This is a genomic window from Ruegeria sp. CDSC042 (genome assembly GCF_059610745.1).
This window is the reverse complement of sequence record NZ_JBXWOF010000003.1, coordinates 165,447-185,942: the sequence shown is the minus strand read 5'-3', so window position 1 is coordinate 185,942 and position 20,496 is coordinate 165,447. Positions and strand designations below refer to the sequence as shown.

Annotated in this window: 24 protein-coding genes; 15 read left to right on the top strand and 9 right to left on the bottom strand. The window is 57.0% G+C overall.

All coding sequences use genetic code 11. The features are described 5' to 3' along the window. Positions 1-90: 90 nt before the first annotated feature. Positions 91-417: a TIGR02300 family protein gene (locus tag AC2FHX_RS08605; protein WP_496693020.1), complete on the bottom strand. Its 327-nt coding sequence runs from the start codon at positions 415-417 to the stop codon at positions 91-93. 100 nt (positions 418-517) lie between these two features. On the opposite strand from AC2FHX_RS08605, the gene AC2FHX_RS08600 reads away from it, so the two are divergent. The 3 genes from AC2FHX_RS08600 to AC2FHX_RS08590 all read left to right on the top strand — a co-directional run bounded on the left by AC2FHX_RS08600 (position 518) and on the right by AC2FHX_RS08590 (position 3,130). Next, positions 518-1,213, top strand: a complete 696-nt coding sequence (locus tag AC2FHX_RS08600) for a M48 family metallopeptidase (RefSeq protein WP_496701200.1) — start codon at positions 518-520, stop codon at positions 1,211-1,213. Between the two features lie 30 nt (positions 1,214-1,243). Further along, positions 1,244-1,891, top strand: coding sequence for a GntR family transcriptional regulator (locus tag AC2FHX_RS08595; RefSeq protein WP_271950069.1), 648 nt, complete (start codon positions 1,244-1,246; stop codon positions 1,889-1,891). Positions 1,892-2,002: 111 nt separating this feature from the next. Further along, entirely contained in the window at positions 2,003-3,130 is a 1,128-nt protein-coding gene (locus AC2FHX_RS08590; RefSeq protein ID WP_496693023.1) for a lytic murein transglycosylase, read from the top strand. Between the two features lie 6 nt (positions 3,131-3,136). On the opposite strand, the gene AC2FHX_RS08585 is transcribed toward AC2FHX_RS08590, so the two are convergent. Further along, complete coding sequence (locus AC2FHX_RS08585) at positions 3,137-4,099, bottom strand: acetyl-CoA carboxylase carboxyltransferase subunit alpha (protein WP_142637885.1); 963 nt, start codon at positions 4,097-4,099, stop codon at positions 3,137-3,139. 126 nt (positions 4,100-4,225) lie between these two features. Next, the gene (locus tag AC2FHX_RS08580; protein WP_496701198.1) at positions 4,226-4,822 is read right to left on the bottom strand and encodes a LysE family translocator; all 597 of its coding nucleotides are present in this window, start codon (positions 4,820-4,822) and stop codon (positions 4,226-4,228) included. Between the two features lie 73 nt (positions 4,823-4,895). Here AC2FHX_RS08580 and AC2FHX_RS08575 point away from each other — a divergent pair, with 73 nt between their 5' ends. Both AC2FHX_RS08575 and AC2FHX_RS08570 read left to right on the top strand, forming a co-directional pair. Further along, positions 4,896-5,348 carry an Lrp/AsnC family transcriptional regulator gene (locus AC2FHX_RS08575; protein WP_142637889.1) on the top strand — a complete coding sequence of 151 codons (453 nt, stop codon included), beginning with the start codon at positions 4,896-4,898 and terminating at the stop codon, positions 5,346-5,348. 117 nt (positions 5,349-5,465) lie between these two features. Continuing rightward, positions 5,466-6,044 carry a PA14 domain-containing protein gene (locus tag AC2FHX_RS08570; RefSeq protein ID WP_142637891.1) on the top strand — a complete coding sequence of 193 codons (579 nt, stop codon included), beginning with the start codon at positions 5,466-5,468 and terminating at the stop codon, positions 6,042-6,044. Positions 6,045-6,077: 33 nt separating this feature from the next. Here AC2FHX_RS08570 and AC2FHX_RS08565 read toward each other — a convergent pair whose 3' ends face one another. Next, complete coding sequence (locus AC2FHX_RS08565) at positions 6,078-7,040, bottom strand: L-malyl-CoA/beta-methylmalyl-CoA lyase (RefSeq protein ID WP_496701195.1); 963 nt, start codon at positions 7,038-7,040, stop codon at positions 6,078-6,080. 295 nt (positions 7,041-7,335) lie between these two features. On the opposite strand from AC2FHX_RS08565, the gene dgcN reads away from it, so the two are divergent. The 4 genes from dgcN (at position 7,336) to AC2FHX_RS08545 (ending at position 11,494) form a co-directional block, all read left to right on the top strand. Then, complete coding sequence (gene dgcN / locus AC2FHX_RS08560) at positions 7,336-8,337, top strand: N-acetyltransferase DgcN (protein ID WP_271950080.1); 1,002 nt, start codon at positions 7,336-7,338, stop codon at positions 8,335-8,337. A 70-nt stretch (positions 8,338-8,407) separates the two neighbouring features. Beyond that, a complete protein-coding gene (gene dgcA, locus AC2FHX_RS08555; RefSeq protein WP_496701193.1) occupies positions 8,408-9,373 on the top strand; it encodes an N-acetyl-D-Glu racemase DgcA in 966 nt (321 codons plus the stop codon). A gap of 10 nt (positions 9,374-9,383) precedes the next feature. Continuing rightward, positions 9,384-10,244 carry a D-amino-acid transaminase gene (locus AC2FHX_RS08550; protein ID WP_496701192.1) on the top strand — a complete coding sequence of 287 codons (861 nt, stop codon included), beginning with the start codon at positions 9,384-9,386 and terminating at the stop codon, positions 10,242-10,244. 437 nt (positions 10,245-10,681) lie between these two features. Continuing rightward, positions 10,682-11,494 (top strand): methyltransferase domain-containing protein, encoded by an 813-nt coding sequence (locus tag AC2FHX_RS08545; RefSeq protein ID WP_345742204.1) that lies wholly within the window; start codon positions 10,682-10,684, stop codon positions 11,492-11,494. A gap of 131 nt (positions 11,495-11,625) precedes the next feature. On the opposite strand, the gene rplT is transcribed toward AC2FHX_RS08545, so the two are convergent. The 4 genes from rplT to AC2FHX_RS08525 form a co-directional block, all read right to left on the bottom strand. Further along, positions 11,626-11,991 (bottom strand): 50S ribosomal protein L20, encoded by a 366-nt coding sequence (rplT, locus tag AC2FHX_RS08540; RefSeq protein WP_142637903.1) that lies wholly within the window; start codon positions 11,989-11,991, stop codon positions 11,626-11,628. A gap of 14 nt (positions 11,992-12,005) precedes the next feature. After that, positions 12,006-12,206, bottom strand: coding sequence for a 50S ribosomal protein L35 (gene rpmI, locus AC2FHX_RS08535; protein WP_010443552.1), 201 nt, complete (start codon positions 12,204-12,206; stop codon positions 12,006-12,008). A 180-nt stretch (positions 12,207-12,386) separates the two neighbouring features. Continuing rightward, positions 12,387-13,934: an alanine/glycine:cation symporter family protein gene (locus AC2FHX_RS08530; RefSeq protein WP_281995541.1), complete on the bottom strand. Its 1,548-nt coding sequence runs from the start codon at positions 13,932-13,934 to the stop codon at positions 12,387-12,389. 13 nt (positions 13,935-13,947) lie between these two features. Next, positions 13,948-14,385 (bottom strand): universal stress protein, encoded by a 438-nt coding sequence (locus tag AC2FHX_RS08525; protein WP_142637907.1) that lies wholly within the window; start codon positions 14,383-14,385, stop codon positions 13,948-13,950. A gap of 188 nt (positions 14,386-14,573) precedes the next feature. Here AC2FHX_RS08525 and AC2FHX_RS08520 point away from each other — a divergent pair, with 188 nt between their 5' ends. Beyond that, positions 14,574-15,047 carry an Lrp/AsnC family transcriptional regulator gene (locus AC2FHX_RS08520; protein WP_142637909.1) on the top strand — a complete coding sequence of 158 codons (474 nt, stop codon included), beginning with the start codon at positions 14,574-14,576 and terminating at the stop codon, positions 15,045-15,047. Here the strand turns inward: AC2FHX_RS08520 and pyk are convergent, their stop codons facing one another. Further along, positions 15,048-16,493 carry a pyruvate kinase gene (gene pyk, locus AC2FHX_RS08515; protein ID WP_142637911.1) on the bottom strand — a complete coding sequence of 482 codons (1,446 nt, stop codon included), beginning with the start codon at positions 16,491-16,493 and terminating at the stop codon, positions 15,048-15,050. Between the two features lie 133 nt (positions 16,494-16,626). On the opposite strand from pyk, the gene AC2FHX_RS08510 reads away from it, so the two are divergent. The 5 genes from AC2FHX_RS08510 to AC2FHX_RS08490 all read left to right on the top strand — a co-directional run bounded on the left by AC2FHX_RS08510 (position 16,627) and on the right by AC2FHX_RS08490 (position 20,480). Next, positions 16,627-17,364: an N-formylglutamate amidohydrolase gene (locus tag AC2FHX_RS08510; protein WP_496701189.1), complete on the top strand. Its 738-nt coding sequence runs from the start codon at positions 16,627-16,629 to the stop codon at positions 17,362-17,364. Between the two features lie 77 nt (positions 17,365-17,441). Beyond that, on the top strand, positions 17,442-17,681 hold the full coding sequence (locus AC2FHX_RS08505) for a DUF6868 family protein (RefSeq protein WP_496696785.1): 240 nt from the start codon (positions 17,442-17,444) through the stop codon (positions 17,679-17,681). A gap of 88 nt (positions 17,682-17,769) precedes the next feature. Continuing rightward, positions 17,770-18,084 carry a DUF1244 domain-containing protein gene (locus AC2FHX_RS08500; RefSeq protein WP_142637917.1) on the top strand — a complete coding sequence of 105 codons (315 nt, stop codon included), beginning with the start codon at positions 17,770-17,772 and terminating at the stop codon, positions 18,082-18,084. 286 nt (positions 18,085-18,370) lie between these two features. Then, positions 18,371-19,537, top strand: a complete 1,167-nt coding sequence (gene iadA / locus AC2FHX_RS08495; RefSeq protein ID WP_496701187.1) for a beta-aspartyl-peptidase — start codon at positions 18,371-18,373, stop codon at positions 19,535-19,537. A gap of 55 nt (positions 19,538-19,592) precedes the next feature. Beyond that, on the top strand, positions 19,593-20,480 hold the full coding sequence (locus AC2FHX_RS08490; RefSeq protein WP_142637921.1) for a cyanophycinase: 888 nt from the start codon (positions 19,593-19,595) through the stop codon (positions 20,478-20,480). Positions 20,481-20,496 lie beyond the last annotated feature (16 nt).

Genomic DNA, 20,496 nt, shown 5'->3' with positions numbered 1-20,496 from the left:
AGCGCAAGTCCAAAAACAGGCGTCGCCGTTAAAATTTTGCAACCAGATTGCAAATGGCGCGAGGCGGCGCGAGGCCGCCTCTAACCGTGATCAGCTATCGTCCTCTGCTGGAATGTCAGTGATGTCGTCCAGCGGAACTTCATCACTGCTGTCATCATCGTCATCCAGCAAATCATCATCCAGATCGACTTCGACTTCGTCGTCGTCATCCAGAACCAGTTCTTCCTCGGGCGCGTTTTCGCGCGCCTTGGCCGATGCGGCATCTTCTGCATCTGCTGCGATCATCCGGCTTTTGCCGGTTTCGAGTTCCACGATCTCGCCGGTATAAGGGCTAACGATCGGGTCTTTGTTCAGGTCATAAAACCGTTTACCGGTGGTCGGGCAAACGCGCTTTACACCCCATTCTTCCTTGGGCATGTCCAATCCCCTTGATATCAGGTGAGTCGTATCGACGATTCAGGTCAGGTGCCACAAGCAGCGGGCACTGTCAAAGCCTTTGAGCAGGAGAAACAGACCTATGGGAGATCACGCACTGCCAGGATCGCCTCCGGTGCCGCTGACATTGCGCAAATCGGCGCGGGCACGGCGGATCAGTCTGCGTATATCCCAGTTGGACGGGCGTGTTACACTGACCTATCCAAATGGCGTTGCTGAATCCGATGCGTTGAACTTTGCCCGCCAAAAAGAAAGCTGGATTCGGCAGCACCTGAGTGATCGGCCAGACCCCTCGGTGGTTCAATTTGGGCAGCATATTCCTGTTGAGGGCACCCAACGGCGCATTGTCCGGGCAACGGGCCGACGCGTTCTGTTGCAGGCGGATCAGATTTCAGTACCTGAAGGCGCTGAAGCGCGACGTTTGGCGCGCTTTTTGAAAGAACTGGCACGCGACCGGCTGACCGGCGCATGTGATGACTACGCAGCGATGTTGGGTAGGGCTTATGCCAGCATCTCTATTCGGGATACCCGATCGCGCTGGGGATCATGCAGTTCTGAGGGTGGGTTGATGTTTTCCTGGCGGCTGATTCTCGCTCCACCAGACGTCCTGCATTATGTTGCCGCACATGAGGTGGCGCATCTGGCCGAGATGAACCATTCCCCAGCCTTTTGGGCCCAGGTCGAGTGGTTATTCGGAGATTACAAAGAACAGCGGCGCTGGCTGCGCGACAACGGGGCGCAGCTGCACCAGTACAGATTTGACACGCCTGCGAGTTGACCTGTGCGGTGTTTGTGATCACATAGAGACATGTTGAACACACGCCCCTCGGAAACGCAGACCGCAACGCATGACCGGGTGTACCGGGCCCTGCGATCCCGCATCATGCATGGCGACATCGCCCCCGGTCAGGCGCTGACCTTACGGGGAATTGGCAAAGAGTTTGGTGTCTCAATGACACCGGCCCGAGAGGCGGTGCGTCGGCTTGCGGCTGAAGGGGCGTTGTTTCTGTCTTCCTCGGGCCGCGTTTCTACGCCTGAGTTGACCAATGACCGGATCGAGGAGTTGGCCGCGCTGCGGGCTTTGCTTGAGGTCGAGCTGGCCAGCCGGGCATTGCCGCGTGCGCATATTGCCCTGATTGACCGATTGCAGAGCATCAACATGACGGTGGCCGAGATGGTCACCAAACGTGATGCCGTTGGATATATTCGCACCAATCTGGAGTTTCACCGAACTCTGTATCTGCGGGCGCAGGCCCCTGCGATGCTGGCGATTGCCGAAACCGTATGGTTGCAGCTTGGGCCGACGATGCGCGCGCTTTATGGGCGGCTGCGGCGAACGGAACCACCGCATCACCACAAGCTGATAATTGCGGCGCTAAAGGCCGGGGATGAGCCGGGTTTGCGCCTTGCGGTTCGCTCGGATGTTACACAGGGCCTGCGGATGCTGGTCAGCTAAGCGGCTTGTTGCCGAAGCTGCCGAAATCGCCCGGTTCGGTATCGCTGTTCTGGCCCCGGCGATTTCTCTGCGCTAGGCTGTGAGAAATCACAATAAGAGCAGTTTTCAACCATGATTGATCGACGGTTATTTTCCCTTGGGCTGGGCTCCGGCTTGTTGGTTGCCTGTACGGATGGCGTGCCTTCTTCGGCGCCGGCCGCGCGCATGCAACCGGTTCGGAACGCGGGCTGGGACGCCTGGGTCGCGGGCTTCAAAAGCCGCGCGGCCGCACAAGGGATTTCGCAAAGCACAATTAACCGCGCCTTCCAGGGCGCCGGATATCTGCCCGGAGTGATCGAGCGGGACCGAAATCAGGTCGAGTTCAAGAGGTCGCTTGAAGACTACCTGGCGATTGCAACCTCGGATGAACGGATCGCGACCGGCAAGCAAATGCTGGTGCGTCATGCGGGAACGCTGTCTCAGATCGAGGCGCAGTACGGCGTCGACAAAGAAGTTGTCGTGGCGATTTGGGGGCTGGAAAGCCGCTATGGTGCGCGGCGCGGTGATGTGCCTGTTGTATCGGCCCTGTCGACGTTGGCCTATGACGGTCGGCGCGGGCAGTTCTTTGAAAGCCAGCTGATAGCGGCGATGAAGATCCTGCAGAACGGTGACACGACATCTGCCAACATGACAGGTAGCTGGGCCGGTGCCATGGGGCACACGCAGTTCATCCCGACCTCTTATCTGGCCTATGCGGTGGATTTCACCGGCGATGGACGGCGCGATATCTGGTCCGACGATCCAACGGATTCGCTGGCATCAACGGCGGCTTATCTGGCGCGTTCCGGTTGGGTGCGTGGGCAGCCCTGGGGCGGTGAGGCCGGGACGGTATCCGGTACGCCGGTTGCTGTGCTGCAACCCCAGGTGCCAGGGCCCCGCATCGCCGTGTTCCGCAATTTTCAGGTGATCAAACGGTACAATAACTCGGACAGCTACGCGATCGGGGTAGGGCATCTATCAGACCGGATTGCCGGAGGTGCGCCGTTCCAGGCCTCTTTCGGACCGGATGCGACTGGTCTGACGCTTGAAGATCGCAAAGAGCTGCAGCGCCGCCTGACATCCGCCGGGTACGACACCGAAGGCGCAGATGGTGTAGTCGGTAAAAACACGACATCCGCGATTTCTGCGTACCAGCGGGCCAATGGGCTGCCCGCGACCGGAGAGCCCTCAGTTGCGCTGCTGAGGCAGTTGGGGGGCTGAGGAGGGTTACGCTGCCAGCCCTTTTGAGCCGATGTCGAGGAATTTTTGACGACGATCTCTGATCAGGGCGGCAGAATCCTTGCCGTCCAGATCCTTGAGCATCGCCGTAATTGCATCCCGCACGGAGTCCACGGTCGCGGCGCGATCACGATGTGCGCCGCCTTTGGGTTCCGAAATGATCCGGTCGCAAACGCCCAGCTTGTGCAGGTCTTGCGCGGTCAGCCGCAACGCTTCGGCTGCTTCGCGCATTTTCTCGGAGTCCTTCCACAGGATCGAGGCGCAGCCTTCGGGTGAAATGACCGAATAGACCGAATGTTCCAGCATCGCGACACGGTTTGCCGTTGCAAAAGCCACCGCACCGCCTGATCCACCTTCGCCGATGATGACCGAGACCAACGGGACGCCGATCTTCAGGCACATTTCGGTCGAGCGGGCAATCGCCTCGGACTGGCCGCGCTCTTCGGCGCCTTTGCCGGGATAGGCGCCAGCCGTGTCGATCAAGGTGATAACCGGCAGTCCAAAGCGTCCTGCCATCTCCATCAGTCGGACAGCCTTGCGATACCCTTCGGGGCGAGCCATTCCGAAATTGCGTTCGATGCGCGATTTGGTGTCGCTGCCCTTTTCGTGGCCGATCACCATAACAGGTTGATCGTTGAACCGCGCCAGACCGCCGATCACGGCCAGGTCGTCAGCAAAATTCCGATCGCCTGCCAGAGGTGTGAATTCGGTGAACAGATCTTCCACGTAGTCTTTGCAATGGGGACGTCCAGGGTGACGAGCGACCTGACATTTTCTCCATGGCGTCAGATCGGCATAGAGTTCGTCCAACAGCTTTTCAGCCTTGGCGTCCAAAGCGGCGGCCTCTGCGGCCACATCCATCTCTTCATTGGCGCGCGCCAGTGCACGCAGTTCCTCGGCCTTTCCTTCGATCTCGGCCAAGGGTTTTTCGAATTCCAAATACTGGGTCATGACGCCTCTTAACGCGGAAGTTCTCTGCTATATGGCCTGACGTCGCGTCGGATGCAACTCAGCAAGATCTGAAGGGTTGGCAAGGGTGCCGGCATTCGTCAAGCAGTTGCAGGTCTGTATACGCTCTTACCCCGACCACAGAACAGGGTAGAGCGACGCGACTAGCAGCCCCGCCATCACCCAGTTGAACAGCATCAACCGGCGCGGATTCGTGAGTACTCGCGCCATTTGCTGCCCAAGCACCGTCCACGTGCTGACCGAGGGCAAATTGATTGCGCCGAAAACAATCGCGACAATGACGATGGCGTTCAAGGTGCGGTCGGGCGTGTAGGCGGTTGTTGCGGTCAGGGCCATGGCCCAGGCCTTTGGGTTGACCCATTGGAAGGCGGCGGCCTGTAGAAACGTCATCGGCGTACCAGCAGAGGCGCCCGCTTCGGCTGGGGCCGAATGCGCAATTTTCCATGCCAGATACAGCAGGTATGCGACTGAAGCCGCTTTCAACACGGTATAGCTGATCGGATAGGCATCAAACACCTGTACCAGCCCCGTTCCGACCAGAAGGACCATGACTGTAAAGCCCAACCCGATTCCGAACATATGTGGGATTGTGCGTCGAAACCCGAAATTCGCGCCCGAGGCCATCAGCATCAGGTTATTGGGTCCCGGCGTGATCGACGAGACGAAGGCAAAGGTGACGAGGGCAAATAGCAATTCAGGGTTCATAGCGCAGATAATTGATAGATTCCGCCCAAATGAAATTGCGTTTGCGCTGGCTATTGCGGTAATTCTGCAATTAATGATCAAGTTGGATGGAATAAATCGCCATATATTGCGTGAGCTGACGCGTGATGGGCGGATAAGCAACCTTGAATTGGCCGATCGGGTCGGGCTGTCAGCCTCGGCCTGTTTGCGCCGTGTTCAGGAATTAGAGCGCGCGGGCGTGATCTCGGGCTATCGTGCTGTATTGAACCCACCTGCGCTGGGCATCGGCTTTGTCGCCTATATTGGCGTGGGGCTGGGCGAACATACAAAGGCCGCTCAGGAAGGGTTCGAGCGTGCATTGCAGCGCGCGCCTGAAGTGGTGGAGTGCCATAACATCACCGGCACGATCGAATACCTGTTGCGCGTGGAATGTGCAGATCTGTCGTCTTACAAAACTTTTCACACCGAAGTTCTGGGGACTTTGCCCCATGTCACGTCGATCACGTCCTATGTTGTCATGGGCTCGCCCAAGGATATGCGGGCCTGACATTGGAAAGATGATTCTGTACCGACTTGCCGGAGTTGGATTCACGTTTTACTGTCTTGCCAAAGAATTGACCAAAAATGGGGACAACCCCAACCGGTCGTATTCAGGGAGAAGACGATGAAACTTGTTCGGACCGGAGCACTGGTCGCAACTTTGGTGATGATTGCGGGTGCATCTTTTGCAGCTCCGTTAAAACTGCAACCTGCCAACCCACAGCCCAGCCCCAAGGCGGGATTGAATGTGAATTACTTTGGCACTGGCAATCAACACAAGAAGATCCGAGATCTGAGCCATGCAAAAAGCATGCTGTCTAAAGCGCAGCCCGGACAACCGTTGCGGGGCTTGGATTACAGGGACACCAGTAAGGGTCAGGACGTCATGACGTTTGACGGCGCTTACAATGTCGCCGCCGAGATTACGGGGTACATGCGGTTCGACTCTGCTGGAATCTACGAGTTGGAAACGTGGTCAAATGACGGGATAGAGGCATTCGTCGGAGGCCAGAACATTGGACAAGTCTCGGGCATTCAGGGCTGCGAGGCCAATCAGCGGACCGAAGTCGATGTGCCCAAAGCAGGGTGGTACGCGCTCAAGATCATCTATTTCCAGAAGCTCGGAACATCCTGTCTGATGATGAAATCTGGTAAAAAGGGCGAAAGGTTCACCTGGACACCCAATGATGTCTTCGGACGGTAAGAAAAAGGCGCCCGGTGAGGCGCCTTTCTACTTTTAGCTATTGGCAGCGATCAATTCGGCCTGGGCCACGATCACCTCGGCCTGTTTGATCGAGGCGATATCGACCAGACGCCCTTTGTAGACCGTCGCACCTTCGCCATTGGCCTTGGCTTGCTCCATGGCGGCCAAGATTTCGCGGGCCTCTGACACCGCCTCGTCCGAGGGGGTGAAGACCTGGTTGGCCAGCGCGATCTGTTTGGGGTGGATTGCCCATTTGCCGACCATGCCCAAAGTGGCAGAACGTTTGGCCTGCGCGATATAGCCTTCGTCATCGCTGAAATCGCCGAACGGTCCATCCACCGGCAGCACGCCATGGGTGCGGCAGGCGGCAACGATGGCGGCCTGCGCCCAGTGCCACGGGTCGGACCAGTGTTTTTCACCTTCGCGCAGCATGTAATAATTTTCCTGCGTGCCGCCGATGCCAGTTGTCTGCATGCCCATCGAGGCCGCAAAGTCGGCGGCCCCAAGGCTCATGGCTTGCATCCGGGGGGACGAGGCAGCGATTTCTTCGACATGGGCGAGGCCAGCTGCGGATTCGATGATGACCTCAAAGCTGATTGGTTTGGTACGGCCTTTTGCGCGTTCGATGGCGGTGACCAGCGCGTCCACCGCATAGACATCCGCCGCACAACCGACCTTGGGGATCATGATCTGGTCCAGTCGATCTCCGGCCTGCTCCATCACATCTACGACATCGCGGTACCAGTAAGGCGTATCCAGCCCGTTGACTCGTACGGACATGTATTTAGTGCTCCAATCGAGGGTGTTCAGCGCCTCGATGACATTGGCACGCGCTGTATCCTTGTCAGATGGTGCAACCGAATCCTCAAGGTCAAGATTGATCACATCCGCCGCAGAGGCCGCCATCTTGGGGAAGAGCTTGGTGTTCGACCCGGGGCCGAACAACTGACAACGGTTAGGGCGCGCGGGGGCGGCGGGTTGAATGCGAAAGCTCATCTGGACCTCGTGCAGGAAAGGAAATTGCGATTTTGTTGTCTTATGAGGTATTAAATTGCGCAGGTCTCCGCAAGCACGTTTGTGCATCTGCGGCAATGCAGTCGCAGCATTCGCCGCAATGCGCCGTGTCTCTGGTGATTAAAGTTTAATCGCTTTAAAAACTTGAAAGAATTTTGCGCAAGCTACGATATTTGCGCGAAATTTTCCTGCGGGACCCAGCGATGCTGGGCGAAATCGAGAAACACTCGCCTTGCCCGTCCCATAGCCTGCGCCAGAATCAAAGGAGTGCACCGCAATGATCGAGACACCGTATCTGTTGTTTTTGGGCGATGCGCCCGACCAGCTGGCGGCCAAGGTTGCCGTTGGAATCAAGGACTGGCGTCCGGAAAACGCCGTGGGTCAATACCGGATGGAGGGCTGTAAAGCCGATCTGGGCCTGACCGACATGTCCTTGGCTAAGGCCAAAGAGGCCGGGGCCAAGACTTTGGTCATCGGCGTGGCCAATCGTGGTGGTGTGATCAGTCAGGAATGGAAAAAGGTGCTGGTCATGGCGCTGGAGGAAGGTTTCGACCTGGCCTCGGGCCTGCACAACCTTTTGTGTGATGAACCCGATCTAGTCGCAGTCGCCGAAGCAACAGGCCGCAAGCTGCATGATGTGCGGGTTCCGTCGGTCGACTATCCAATCGCCAACGGCATCAAACGTAAAGGTAAGCGCTGTCTTGCCGTGGGCACCGATTGTTCGGTTGGCAAGATGTACACCGCGATGGCCATGGATGCCGAGATGCGCAAGCGTGGCATGAAGTCGACCTTCCGAGCTACTGGCCAGACTGGCATTCTGATCACCGGTGACGGTGTACCGCTGGACGCGGTGATCGCAGATTTCATGGCGGGATCGGTCGAATGGCTGACACCCGACAATGATGACGACCACTGGGATTTGATCGAAGGGCAAGGGTCACTGTTTCATGTGTCATATTCTGGTGTGACAATGGCGTTGATCCATGGCGGTCAACCGGACGCGTTGATCCTGTCCCATGAACCCACCCGGGAGCATATGCGCGGTCTGCCGACCTATAGTTTGCCATCTTTGCAGGCTCTGCGGGACACGGCGCTGGCGCTGGCCAAGGTTGCCAATCCTGAGTGCCAGGTCATCGGTGTTTCGGTCAACACGCAGCATATGAGCGAAGCAGACGCATCCGCCTATCTGGCACAGGTCGAAGCCGACATGGGGCTGCCCGCGACGGACCCGTTCCGTTTTGGTGCAGGCAAGCTGGTCGACGCGCTGGCAGCAGTATAAAGCGGTCTGGTCCCGCCGGCCCGGATCTAAATTGGAAAATCCGGGCGGCTCTGCCAGGAAAAGGTATGTTATGCAAATTGACGTCTCTCGCGATGTATTCAGGCTGGCTCAGGTCTTTACAATTTCACGTGGGTCACGGACCGAGGCCAAGGTTCTGACTGTACGCATTTCTGACGGCCAGTATCAGGGCTGGGGCGAATGTGTGCCCTATGCGCGTTATGGTGAAACACTGGATTCGGTCGAGGCTGAAATTGCCGGATTGCCCGACAGTTTCGACCGAGTGCAACTGATGGACTTATTGCCTGCGGGCGCTGCACGGAATGCCGTAGATTGTGCGCTGTGGGATCTTGAGGCCAAGCGTTCCGGTAAACGCGTCTGGAATCTGGCTGGGCTGCCTCAGCCTGGCCCCGAAATCACGGCCTATACATTGTCGTTGGACACCGCCGAGGTGATGCAGGCGCAGGCGGCTGCGAATGCACATCGCCCGCTTTTAAAGATCAAACTGGGCACGCCGGATGACATGCCCCGACTTGAAGCCGTTCGCGCAGGCGCACCGGATGCGACGATCATCGTGGACGCAAATGAAGGTTGGTCCGCCGCCGTTTACACCGATCTTGCGCCACATCTTGTGCGCCTGGGTGTGGCCTTGGTCGAGCAACCTCTGCCCGCCGGTGACGATGACGCGCTGATCGGGATGGAGCGCCCGGTTCCCGTATGCGCCGACGAATCCTGCCATGATCGTGCCAGCCTGCCCAAACTGAAGGGCAAATATGATGTGATCAACATCAAGCTCGACAAGACCGGAGGTCTGACCGAAGCGCTAGAGCTGCGCAAAGCGGCGATTGCTGAAGGCTATGACATCATGGTCGGCTGTATGGTCGGCAGCTCTTTGGCGATGGCCCCTGCGACATTGCTGGCGCAGGGTGCGATGGTAACGGACCTTGACGGACCACTTCTGTTGGCCGAAGACCGCGACAACCCGCTGACTTTTGATGATGCCGGAGTGTACCCGCCATTGGCGGCGCTCTGGGGCTAAGGAGATTGACATGACCCGCACCGTTTATGTGAATGGCGACTACCTGCCCGAAACCGAAGCCACAGTGTCGATCTTTGATCGTGGCTTCCTGATGGCCGATGCCGTGTATGAGGTGACCAGCGTTCTGGACGGCAAGCTGATCGACTTCGAAGGCCACGCGGTCCGCCTCAAGCGCTCGCTGGACGAATTGCAGATGGCTGAACCCTGCGCGAAGGACGAGCTGCTGGAGATCCACCGCGAGCTGGTTGAGTTGAACGGCATTGAAGAGGGGCTGGTCTATCTTCAGGTCACGCGCGGCAGCGACGGCGACCGGGATTTTGCATTTCCTGCGGCTGATACCAAACCCACACTGGTTTTGTTCACCCAAAACAAGCCGGGTCTGGCAGACAGCCCTGCTGCCCGGAAAGGTGCCAAGGTCATCTCGATCGAGGATATCCGTTGGGGCCGGCGCGACATCAAGACGACACAGCTGCTCTATCCCTCGCTGGGCAAGATGATGGCCAAGGCCGCGGGCTGTGATGATGCCTGGATGGTCGAAGGCGGTTATGTGACCGAGGGCACCAGCAACAACGCGTATTTTGTCAAAGGCAACAAGATTGTCACCCGGCCGTTGTCGAGCGACATCCTGCACGGCATCACCCGCAAGGCCGTTCTGCGAATGGCAGCTGAAGCGCAGATGGTTGTCGAAGAACGCCTGTTCACTATCGACGAGGCCAAGGAGGCTGATGAGGCGTTCACCACCTCTGCCAGTGCTTTTGTCATGCCTGTGGTTGAAATTGACGGCACAGCGCTGGGCGACGGCACGCCGGGACCCATAGCCAAACGTCTGCGCGAGATTTATCTGGACGAAAGCCGCAAGGCAGCACTCTAAAGAAATCCCATGCTGGGCGTTTGTGTGGCATGGGGTGGTCGCAACGAATTTGACAACATTTGGTGCCGCGTGCAGGTCTTGGTCGGGATGAACGGCGCAAAGAGGGTGCGGCACCAAAATCTCTGAGCGCGATCTGAACACGATAGTTGGTGATCCTGCATCCTGACAGGCCGCTTTGAGAATAGGCATACTCAGCCTGACAAAGGGTATTGGTATGGCCGAAACCAGGCGGCATATTACGCGCTGAGTTGCGGTTTTCAGGAGCCAACTTCACACATGATGATGGCGAAGCCCCTACGTGTTGCTGGTGTAGCTAGGGGACAGGGGGCCGGAGATGCCCCGTCACACGACTAATGGGCCTCAATGGCCGCTATTGGCGCCGATGAAAATGTTGGTCTATCATGTCCTCCTGTGGTCCATTTCAAATGAGTTAACTTATGGCCGATCCATACTCTGACCTCGGCGCGCAAGACACCGCCCTTCAAGAGCGGATCGCAACAGCAATGGAAGTGCGCTGTTTAGAGCCTGCGCAGATTGCAATTCGCAAAGCCTACATGGAAAACCTGAGGCTCCCCAAAGGTGCACGGGCGCTGGAGCTTGGTTCAGGAACAGGACACGTTACCCGAGATTTGTTGGAGCTTGCAGGAGCCGCAACGGCTCATGGAATTGAACCCTCGCCCGTCATGGTCGCACGGGCCCAGAAGAGCTTTGGGGATGATGATCGACTTAGCTTTGATATCGGGGATGCCAAAAACACAGGTTTTGAAAGCGAGACCTTTGACCTTGTGTTAATGCACACGTTGTTGTGCCACGTCCCTGGACCTGAAGACGTTGTTCAAGAGGCCTTCCGCCTTTTGAAGCCCGGAGGTGTGCTGGCAATTTGTGATGGCGACTACAGTACCGCAACTGCGCAGATCGCGGACTTTGATCCGCTCGATCAACTCATCAAATTCATGATCAATCAAAATGTCACTAATCTTTGGATAATGCGTCAGATTTCAGGCATCCTGGTCGATGCCGGATTTCAACTTGGGGCCCGGAAAGGTCATGGATATGTGGCAGAAGGGGAAGCGACCTATTTTCTCACCGTAATTGAACGCGGAGCAGACCGCATGGTGGAAGAGGGTCTGTTATTTTCCGAAACTGCAGAGGCTTTGAAATCAGAAGCGAAACGCAGAGTATCCGCCAAGATGTTTTTTGGTTTTATGTCCTATGTGAGCCAAATCGCAAATAAACCCAAGATCGTTTGACCGTTCTCAGTAATCGGGCAGACAGACATTGCACAGCATCCGGCCTTCTTGGTTCAAAGCGGACCCTACCAGTAACAAAAAAGGCCGCCCCAAACGGAACGGCCCTTTATTCACTGTCTCTTTACAGAGGATCAGGCGGTCAGAGCAGCCTGAGCCTGGGCGACGATCGCGCCGAACGCTTCCGGTTCGTGCACGGCCAGATCGGCCAGAACTTTACGGTCCACTTCAATACCGGCCAAGTTCAGGCCGTTGATGAAGCGGGAATATGTCAGGGCTTCGTCATGCGAACGTACAGCAGCGTTGATCCGCTGGATCCACAGCGCGCGGAAGTTACGCTTGCGGTTCTTACGGTCACGGGTTGCATATTGGTTGGCCTTGTCTACGGCCTGACGGGCAACCTTGAAGGTGCTTTTGCGGCGGCCATAGTAACCTTTGGCGGCCTTGATAACCTTCTTGTGACGGGCGTGAGTTACGGTTCCACCTTTAACGCGGGACATGTCTTAATCTCCTCTTATCGATCGTAGGGCATATAGCCCTTGACGATTTTGGCGTCGGGGGCGGACAGGGTGGTGTTGCCACGAGCATCGCGGATGAATTTCTTGGTCCGCTTGATCATGCCGTGACGTTTGCCGGCCTGGCCAGCAAGGACCTTACCGGTCGCAGTCACCTTAAAGCGCTTTTTGGCGCTCGACTTTGTCTTCATCTTAGGCATTTCCGTCTCCTTTCGGGGTTCGGTTCGAAACGCGACTCGGCATGCCATCTCGGCCGGTCACGCGATCAGAAGCGCCGTTTACGCAAGTTCGACCATACTGGCAAGGGGGTTTTGGCTGAATCTGCAATTTTAGCAGCCCAGTCAGGCACCGGGGCGACGCAGGCCGCCCCGGTGGTCTATTTAGTGACCGTATTTGCGGATCTCACCGCTTTTCAGTCTTTCACTATACGATGCCAGTTCCTGACGAACGATCTTCATCAGGAAGTAGAGCGCAAAGACGTTCACAACCGCCATCGCAAAGATCGCCGCATCCGAGAAGTCGATAACCGGGCCGAGGTTGGCCGCAGCACCGATCACCACGAAGACGCAGAAGATGATCTTGAACACCAGCTCTTTGGTGTGCCCCTCACCGAACAGATAGGTCCAGGCCTTGAGGCCATAGTAGGACCAGCTGATCATAGTCGAGAAAGCAAACAGGATCACCGCAATCGCCAGAACATAGGGGAACCAGCTGAACGCGCTGCCAAAGGCGGCAGAGGTCAGGCTGACGCCTGAGTTGCCGTCAACGGTCGCAATAGCGCTTCCTGCTTCGTTCAACATATAGTTGCCGGTCTCGGGGTCGATGATCAACTGCTGAGTAATGATGATCACCAGCGCAGTCATGGTACAGATCACGACCGTATCGATGAACGGCTCAAGCAGCGAAACAAAGCCTTCTGTGATCGGCTCCTTTGTGCGCACCGCCGAGTGGGCAATCGCAGCAGACCCAACGCCGGCCTCGTTCGAGAACGCGGCCCGTTTGAAGCCCTGGATCAGAGCACCGACCATGCCGCCGGCCACACCAAGACCGGTAAACGCACCGGCAAAGATCTGACCAAAGGCCCAACCGATCATATCCGCATTCATGACGATGATGACCAGAGCCGCCGCGACATACATCACGCCCATAAAGGGCACAACTTTTTCAGTCACTCGCGCGATGGATTTAAGTCCACCGACGATCACCATGAACACGACAACCGCAAAGACCACACCGGTGATCCAACCCGGGTAATTCCCGACAATGCCTGCAATCTGCTGATGCGCCTGATTGGCCTGGAACATGTTGCCCCCGCCCAGCGCTCCAAGAATACAGAAGATCGAGAACACAACCGCCAGGATCTTACCTCCGGGTAGGCCAAGCTCGTCAAAACCCTTGGACATATAGTACATCGGGCCGCCCGAGACGCTGCCGTCTTCGTATTCGTTGCGATACTTGACGCCAAGTGTACATTCGGTGAATTTTGACGCCATGCCCAGAAGACCAGCCAGGATCATCCAGAAGGTCGCCCCGGGGCCACCAATGCCAACAGCAACGGCAACGCCTGCGATATTGCCAAGCCCGACCGTGCCCGACAGGGCAGTGGCCAATGCCTGAAAGTGGCTAACCTCACCCGCATCGTTGGGATCGGAATAGTCGCCTTTGACCAGACTTATCGCGTGGCCGAAAAAGCGCATCTGCACAAAAGCAAAGTACAGAGTAAAGACCGACGCCGCGATAACCAACCACATCACGATCCAGGGAAATCCTGTCCCGGGAATTGGCGCGAATATGAAACTGACGAACGGTCCGGTGATGTCGGCAAAAGTCTGATTGATCTTTTCGTCCAACCCGGGCGCCTCTTGCGCGGCGACGGGGCTGGCCATCAGGGTGGCGGCTGCCAATCCCAGTTGAGATAGTGTTTTCATTCCTGTGCCTCCCTCAATTCACGACCGTGACCGGTACATCGGCATGCATCACAAGGTTCTGTGTTGAACTGCCGAAGATACGCTTTTTGAGGCCATCCGCGGACGAGCGTCCAACGACAATCTGTACGGCCTTGCTGTCTACCGTGATGGCATTCAGCGTTTCAGCTACATCTCCGTGGCGCACCACTCCGGTCGCGGCGAAGCCCGCGGCCTTCAGGGCGTCGACGGCGGGTGCCACCACCCGTGTCGTTGCTAGTTCAATCTCCTCCTCACGCCGCATGTGCCGCTTTGCGTTTTCTTCAGGTGTCTGAAAAGTGTAGGGCGACCATTCAATGACATATGCAACCAGAAGCTCGCATGAACCAATTCTTTCAGCCAAATCTTTGGCGAAAGCGATGGCACGTTCTCCGGATTCTGTCCCGTCCAGTCCTATGACAATTTTTGTTGTCATCTCGTTCCTCCATTTATTGTTCATTTGACCGGGGCCCGTGCCCCCGGCAGGGCAGCCGGAACTTGGAGCATTTATTGTAGACTGCCCTCAAGTCAGTATCAGGAAAAATCACTAGGAAATGGTATTATTTTTGGTCTATTCTCAGTAAATTATCCCATTATACGCCAAAATTACAGGGAATTTTCCTAATGGACAGAGAATTGGACAAGATCGATCAACGCATCCTGCGGGAATTGGAAGCCAATGGCCGCCTGCCGATCGTCGAGCTTGCCATGCGGGTAAACCTGACCAACACCCCGTGCTCAGAGCGTGTAAAACGACTGGAAAGAACCGGCTATATCACCGGATACAGCGCCGTTCTGGACAAGGAGCGGTTGGGTCTCGGGCATATGACGGTTGTGCAGGTTTCCCTGGCTGCAACGTCTGAGAACTCATTGGATAAATTCAACGATGCCGTGCGCGATGTCACCGAAATCGAAAGCTGCCTGATGGTGGCAGGGTCGTTTGACTATCTGTTAACCGTTCGCACACGCGACATCGCCCATTTCCGCCAGACCCTGGGGGAAAAGATAAATAAGCTTCCGGGCATTCACCAGACCAGTTCCTTTACCGTGATGGAAATCGTCAAGGAACCGGTCGGGCAGAATGTCATACCAGCCTGATCAGCCAGGGTCCGTGTTATAGATCAGCCTTTCGTCGCAAGGCGCGATCCGCAGGATATTGGTCGTGCCGGGCACGTTGAACGGAACACCAGCGGTGACAACGATCTGATCCGTGTCAGTTGCAAATCCACCAGAACGAGCAGCACGGGCGGCGCTGACGACCGCCCCTTTGAAACGCTCAAGCTCGGGCGTCATTACGCAATGGCAGCCCCAGCTCAGGCATAACCGACGGGCCGTTCCCTTTGCCGGGGTCATTGCAATGATCGGAACTCCGGGGCGTTCGCGCGCGGTCAACAGCGCAGTTGTGCCGCTTTGAGTGAAACAACAGATGGCCTTGATATCCGTTTTCTCGGCAATTTCGCGAGCGGCGGCGACGATGCCGTCGGCCACGGTAGTCCCCTTCGCCGTGCGCGATGCTGCGATAATCTGATCATAAGTGGGGTCGGCTTCGACCTCGATGGCGACCTTGTTCATAGTCTGCACGGCCTCGATCGGATATGAGCCAGCGGCAGATTCCGCACTCAGCATGATGGCATCCGTGCCTTCGTAGATTGCGGTTGCCACATCTGAAACCTCGGCCCGCGTGGGCATCGGGCTTTCGATCATGCTTTCCAGCATCTGTGTGGCCACAATCACCGGCTTGGCGGCGCTACGGCACCGGCGGACCAGACGTTTCTGGATCGGGGGCACTGCAGAAACCGGCAGTTCCACACCCAGATCGCCGCGCGCAACCATAATGCCGTCCGAGGCATCGAGGATGTCGTCAAACGCTTCAACAGCGGCGGGTTTTTCAATCTTGGACAGGATTGAGGCGCGCCCGTCGGCCAGCGCTCGAGCCTCGAACACATCTTTGGCACGCTGAACGAAACTCAGCGCCAGCCAGTCTACGCCCAACTGGCAGACAAATTCCAGATCGCCACGATCCTTGGCCGACAGAGCTGCCAAAGGCAGCACCACGTCCGGCACGTTCACGCCTTTCCGGTTCGAAATTGTCCCACCGACCTCGACGGTACAATTCGCATGATCCTGGCCGCAATCCTGTACGATCAGGCGAATTTTACCATCATTGACCAAGAGGCGCGCACCGGGTTCCAGCGCAGCAAAAATCTCGGGATGGGGCAGGCATACGCGGCCTGCGTCGCCCGGGGCCGGATCCAGATCCAACCGAAACACGGCACCCTCGATCAGCTCTTCCGCATCATTGGCAAATACGCCGACACGCAGCTTTGGCCCCTGCAGATCTGCAAGAATGGCGATAGGGCTGTCCAGATCCTTTTCGACCTGACGGATGATCCGGTGCCGCTCGCGGATTTCGTCATGACTGCCATGGCTCATGTTCAGGCGAAATACGTCGGCTCCGGCTTCGTGCAATGCGCGAATGGTGTCATAGTCATTGGACGCCGGCCCCAGCGTCGCCACGATTTTCACATTTCTCAGGCGTCGCATTGACCTTGTTCTCCTCAAATCATGTCCTGAATTTGCGCGAATGTTACCGCAAACATCGACTCTGCCCGCTTATTGCGCAATTCCCTTTCCGAAGCAACTGTCCTAAACCTGCCGGAAACAACATGACAGGCTTATGACGTATTCTCCGTTTTTTATCCATGGCGCGGATCGCCCTTCCCGCTGGCTGATCACATGTGACCACGCGACCAATACTGTTCCACCGGGAATCAATGGTGGGGATCTTGGTTTGCCGCGTGAGGATATGGAGCGCCACATCGCCTATGACGTGGGCGCCTATGAAGTATCGAAACATCTGGGTGAAATTCTGAACGCGCCTGTGATCGCCGCGAATTTCTCGCGCCTTGTGATCGATCCGAACCGAGGCGAGGACGACCCAACTCTTGTGATGAAACTGTATGATGGGTCAATCATTCCCGGCAACCGTAGCGCCGATGCGGATGAGCGCGAGCGGCGTCTGAACATGTGTTACCGCCCTTACCATAGGGCATTGGCTGAGCTGGCCGCACTGCCCCATGCGGTGATCGTGTCGATGCATTCCTTCACCCGGCAGTTGCGTGGACGCGAACCGCGTCCCTGGCATGTCGGTGTGCTGCACACTCCGGATGAGCGTTTTTCGCGCCCACTGATCCACCGGTTGCAGGCTGAAAAGGACCTATGTGTTGGCGTCAATGAACCCTATACTGGCGTTCTGCCGGGCGATGCGATCGACAAGCATTGCACTGCCTTTGGCCGCCCTAATGCGTTAATCGAACTGCGCAATGACCTGATCGCCGATCACGCGGGGCAGCGTGCATGGGCCGAGCGTCTGGGAATTGTCCTGGAAGACGCCCTTTCGCATAGCGAATTGTGACTTTCGGCAGCTGAGAGCGCACGCACCATTGAGCGACCACGCCCGAAACCCCATATATCAGGCGAAAGGAGGCGATCATGACGCAAGAGCTTTTGACATCTGTTTTCGGCTGGATGGTGGTGATCAACCTTGCTGTGTTACTATTTTCGACCCTGATGGTCGTGCTGATGCAGGATTGGGCGGCTGGCATCCATAGTCGGATGTTCCAGATGGACCGCGCGGATGTAAAACGTGCGTATTTCAGGTATCTGGCCAATTACAAAATTCTGGTGCTTATCTTTTCCATCGTGCCCTGGCTGGCGTTGAAACTGGCCTAGCGCACTGAGGTGTTGCTGATGATTGAAACGGCCCGCTTTGGTTGTTAGGTCATCTTGAACATATTGGGCAAGCATCCGGAGCGAGAACATGGACCAGAAAACTGAAACCGAACTTCAGGCCGCCGCATTCCGCAGGTTGCAGCAGCACCTGATGGAAGACAGGACCGATGTTCAGAACATCGACATGATGAACCTGGCCGGATTTTGCCGCAACTGCCTGTCGCGCTGGTATCAGGAAGCGGCCAATGAACAGGGCATTGAGATGGACAAGGACGAAGCCCGTCAGATCTTTTACGGGATGACCATGAGCGAATGGAAAGCCAAGTATCAGACCGAAGCCAGCCCTGAAAAACAGGCGGCTTTTGAAGTCTCATTCGAAGAAAATGTCGGCAAAAAGAGCTGAACGTGAAAATAGAAAGGCCCACCATTCCAGCGGGCCTTTTCTCAGTGAGGCGGCTGTCAACAAAGGTTTCACTGCCTCCGCTACATTCGCTTCTTACGGTTGTTCCGATCCGAAAGCCACTGGCGCGGCGAATTGCGCAAATGCCCAGCTTTACCTCAGCGCTCCTAAAGATTTGCCTTTAAGGCCTGCGCCCGACATTTACGCATTCTCCGAATTAAGGGATGGTTCTTCTGCTGACTTTCAGTGCAAGAAAGGATGTCTTTGCTCTTACTGACGGGTATGAAACGTGTTGAAACTGATCAAGAATGCGCGGCTCTATACGCCTGAGCCTGTTGGTCTAGGCCATATTCTCACCGCGGGTGAACGCATTATTTACCTCGGTAGCTTTCAACCCGAACTGCCGGATCCGCTTCAGGCTGAAGTCGTTGACGTCGAAGGTGCATCGGTTGTTCCGGGTTTGATCGACGGACATGCGCATATCACGGGTGGTGGCGGTGAAACCGGGCCAGCCAGCCGGGTGCCGCCGATGGTCTTGTCCTCGTTCACCCGTGCCGGGGTCACGTCGGTTGTCGGGGTGTTGGGGACGGACGATCTGACCCGCAACACGCAGACGTTGGTGCAGCAGGCCTATGGGCTGCGGGAGGAGGGGCTTTCGGCTTGGTGTCACACTGGTGGCTATCACCTCCCACTGACTACCCTGACCGGTTCCGCCCGGGGTGATATCGTATTCCTTGATCCGGTTATCGGCGTTGGGGAACTGGCGATCAGTGATCACCGGTCAAGCCAACCGACACTGGACGAGTTTCTGCGGATCGCAAGTGAGGCGCATGTCGCGGGCCTGATGACCGGCAAGGCAGGGATCGTGCATTGCCATATGGGTGACGGCGACAGGGGTCTGTCGATGTTGGAGCAGGCTATTGCGACCTGCGAAATTCCCGCACGCGTCTTCAACCCGACCCATGTCAATCGCAACAAACCCCTGTTTGAACAGGCCGTCGCGCTGGCGCGGCACGGATGTTACATCGATGCGACCGCATTCCCCTGGGAGCATATCGAGCCGGGCATATCAGCCGCCGAGGCCTATATCCAATTTCGCGATCTGGGTGGTCGTGCGGACCGTTTCACCATCAGCTCTGACGGGGGTGGCTGCCTGCCGGCCTTTGACCGTGAGGGCAACCTTACACGGTTCGGTGTGGGATTGTCGGACACTCTGCCTGAAACACTGCGCGACCTGACCGATAAAGGAATGCCTCTGTCTGATGCACTTGCTCCGATGACCTCTAATGTCGCCGATCTGCTCAGGCTACATCGAAAGGGCCGTTTGAAAGTGGGTATGGACGCCGATCTGGTGGTTCTTGACGAAAACACCGCTGTGCGGCATGTGATGGCCCGGGGGGAATGGCATGTCCGCGATGGCCAGATAGCCCGGCGCGGCATGTATGAACAGATTTGAACGTCCGCGCGGTCCCCGGTGGCTGCCCGCTATAGCTCCGGAAGGTAGTTAAGATATGTGCCCTGCACCCATTGATGCAGAGACCCCGCGCGGGTTCATCATCCCGATCGGCGGTGGCGAAGACCGCGTCAAGGAAATGCAGATTCACCGCAAATTCGTGGAGCTGTCCGGCGGCGGCGATGCCGATATTGTCGTGATCCCGACAGCCTCGATGCTGGAAGAAACAGGGCCGGATTATAACCGCATTTTCTCTGAGCTTGGAGCGGGTCAGGTTGAGTTCCTGCCCATCTCGCGTCGCGCCGATTGCGACAATCCCGACTATGCCGAGATGTTGGACCGCGCCACCGGGATATTCATGACCGGCGGGAACCAGCTGCGCTTGTCGGCGATTCTGGGTGGCACGCTTGTTGCTCAAAAAATCCGGCGCCGGAATGCGGCGGGGATACCGATTGCGGGAACCTCAGCCGGGGCGTCGGTCATGTCCGAGCATATGGTTGCAGGCGGCAGCAGCAATTCCGCCCCAGCCGAAGGCAATATCACTCTGGCCCCGGGCATGGGTTTGACCAATGCAGTCATCATTGACCAGCATTTCACGCAGCGTAACCGCCTGGGGCGCCTGTTAACTGCCTCATCTTTCAACCCTTTCCTGATCGGGTTGGGCGTTGACGAAGACACGGCGGCCTTCATTGGACCCGATAACGTCCTTGAGGTAGTGGGCAGCGGAACGGTCACTGTGGTGGATGCCAGCCATCTGACGCATTCATCGATGTGGGATGCCCGCCGCGGAGAGGCGTTGAGCCTTCTGGGACTTCGGCTTGACGTTCTGGGCGAAGGGTGCCGTTATGATCTGACGGCTCGCCAGGCGTTTCCGCCGGATGAGCATATGGCGTTCTGTACATTGCCGGACCTGTCCGGGGACGAGGGCGCCGGCGGGGGAAAATAAAAACTAACCAACAGGG

Excerpts from the sequence above, each read along its gene's own strand:
- AC2FHX_RS08550 (WP_496701192.1), top strand. The coding sequence starts at position 9,384 with ATGACCCGCACCGTTTATGTGAATGGCGACTACCTGCCCGAAACCGAA.
- AC2FHX_RS08605 (WP_496693020.1), bottom strand. The coding sequence starts at position 417 with ATGCCCAAGGAAGAATGGGGTGTAAAGCGCGTTTGCCCGACCACCGGT.
- rpmI (WP_010443552.1), bottom strand. The coding sequence starts at position 12,206 with ATGCCTAAGATGAAGACAAAGTCGAGCGCCAAAAAGCGCTTTAAGGTG.
- AC2FHX_RS08545 (WP_345742204.1), top strand. The coding sequence starts at position 10,682 with ATGGCCGATCCATACTCTGACCTCGGCGCGCAAGACACCGCCCTTCAA.
- AC2FHX_RS08500 (WP_142637917.1), top strand. The coding sequence starts at position 17,770 with ATGGACCAGAAAACTGAAACCGAACTTCAGGCCGCCGCATTCCGCAGG.
- AC2FHX_RS08600 (WP_496701200.1), top strand. The coding sequence starts at position 518 with ATGGGAGATCACGCACTGCCAGGATCGCCTCCGGTGCCGCTGACATTG.
- AC2FHX_RS08595 (WP_271950069.1), top strand. The coding sequence starts at position 1,244 with ATGTTGAACACACGCCCCTCGGAAACGCAGACCGCAACGCATGACCGG.
- AC2FHX_RS08530 (WP_281995541.1), bottom strand. The coding sequence starts at position 13,934 with ATGAAAACACTATCTCAACTGGGATTGGCAGCCGCCACCCTGATGGCC.
- AC2FHX_RS08525 (WP_142637907.1), bottom strand. The coding sequence starts at position 14,385 with ATGACAACAAAAATTGTCATAGGACTGGACGGGACAGAATCCGGAGAA.
- AC2FHX_RS08505 (WP_496696785.1), top strand. The coding sequence starts at position 17,442 with ATGACGCAAGAGCTTTTGACATCTGTTTTCGGCTGGATGGTGGTGATC.
- AC2FHX_RS08575 (WP_142637889.1), top strand. The coding sequence starts at position 4,896 with ATGATCAAGTTGGATGGAATAAATCGCCATATATTGCGTGAGCTGACG.
- pyk (WP_142637911.1), bottom strand. The coding sequence starts at position 16,493 with ATGCGACGCCTGAGAAATGTGAAAATCGTGGCGACGCTGGGGCCGGCG.
- AC2FHX_RS08580 (WP_496701198.1), bottom strand. The coding sequence starts at position 4,822 with ATGAACCCTGAATTGCTATTTGCCCTCGTCACCTTTGCCTTCGTCTCG.
- AC2FHX_RS08585 (WP_142637885.1), bottom strand. The coding sequence starts at position 4,099 with ATGACCCAGTATTTGGAATTCGAAAAACCCTTGGCCGAGATCGAAGGA.
- rplT (WP_142637903.1), bottom strand. The coding sequence starts at position 11,991 with ATGTCCCGCGTTAAAGGTGGAACCGTAACTCACGCCCGTCACAAGAAG.
- AC2FHX_RS08565 (WP_496701195.1), bottom strand. The coding sequence starts at position 7,040 with ATGAGCTTTCGCATTCAACCCGCCGCCCCCGCGCGCCCTAACCGTTGT.
- AC2FHX_RS08590 (WP_496693023.1), top strand. The coding sequence starts at position 2,003 with ATGATTGATCGACGGTTATTTTCCCTTGGGCTGGGCTCCGGCTTGTTG.
- dgcA (WP_496701193.1), top strand. The coding sequence starts at position 8,408 with ATGCAAATTGACGTCTCTCGCGATGTATTCAGGCTGGCTCAGGTCTTT.
- dgcN (WP_271950080.1), top strand. The coding sequence starts at position 7,336 with ATGATCGAGACACCGTATCTGTTGTTTTTGGGCGATGCGCCCGACCAG.
- AC2FHX_RS08490 (WP_142637921.1), top strand. The coding sequence starts at position 19,593 with ATGTGCCCTGCACCCATTGATGCAGAGACCCCGCGCGGGTTCATCATC.
- AC2FHX_RS08570 (WP_142637891.1), top strand. The coding sequence starts at position 5,466 with ATGAAACTTGTTCGGACCGGAGCACTGGTCGCAACTTTGGTGATGATT.
- AC2FHX_RS08520 (WP_142637909.1), top strand. The coding sequence starts at position 14,574 with ATGGACAGAGAATTGGACAAGATCGATCAACGCATCCTGCGGGAATTG.
- AC2FHX_RS08510 (WP_496701189.1), top strand. The coding sequence starts at position 16,627 with ATGACGTATTCTCCGTTTTTTATCCATGGCGCGGATCGCCCTTCCCGC.